General features: G+C 61.7%; 1 protein-coding gene. It reads left to right on the forward strand.

The features are described from left to right. Nucleotides 1-692, forward strand: a 692-nt coding sequence (locus P0D80_RS50835; RefSeq protein ID WP_408296472.1) for an electron transfer flavoprotein subunit beta/FixA family protein, incomplete at both ends; no start/stop codon positions are given.

The raw sequence follows: 692 nt of genomic DNA on the forward strand, positions 1-692 counted from the left end.
AAGTCGGACGGCACGGGCGTCGACATCGCGAACGTGAAGATGTCGATGAATCCGTTCGATGAAATCGCGGTTGAAGAAGCGGTGCGGTTGAAAGAAGCGGGCGTGGCGACGGAAGTGATCGCCGTGTCGGCGGGCGTGACGCAATCGCAGGAAACGCTGCGCACGGCGCTGGCGATCGGCGCGGACCGCGCGATCCTGATCGAGTCTTCAGTGGAACTGCAGCCGTTGGCAGTGGCCAAGCTGCTGAAGGCGCTGGTCGACAAGGAACAGCCGCAACTGGTCATTCTCGGCAAGCAGGCTATTGACGACGATTCGAACCAGACCGGCCAGATGCTGGCTGCGCTGGCTGGTTTGCCGCAAGCAACGTTTGCCTCGAAGGTTGTTGTTGCCGACGGCAAGGCGACCGTCTCGCGTGAAGTCGACGGCGGTGCTGAGACGCTGTCTTTAAAGCTCCCCGCAGTCATCACGACCGATCTGCGCCTGAACGAGCCGCGCTACGTGACGCTGCCGAACATCATGAAGGCGAAGAAGAAGCCGTTGGAAGTCGTCAAGCCGGAAGACCTCGGCGTCGATGTCACGCCGCGCCTGAAGACGCTGAAGGTTGTCGAGCCGCCGAAGCGCTCCGCCGGTGTGAAGGTGCCGGACGTGAAGACGCTGGTCGAGAAGCTGAAGACCGAAGCCAAGGTGCTGTA

Source organism: Paraburkholderia sp. RL17-373-BIF-A, from assembly GCF_046030175.1.
In the GTDB taxonomy this organism is placed as follows: Bacteria; Pseudomonadota; Gammaproteobacteria; order Burkholderiales; family Burkholderiaceae; genus Paraburkholderia.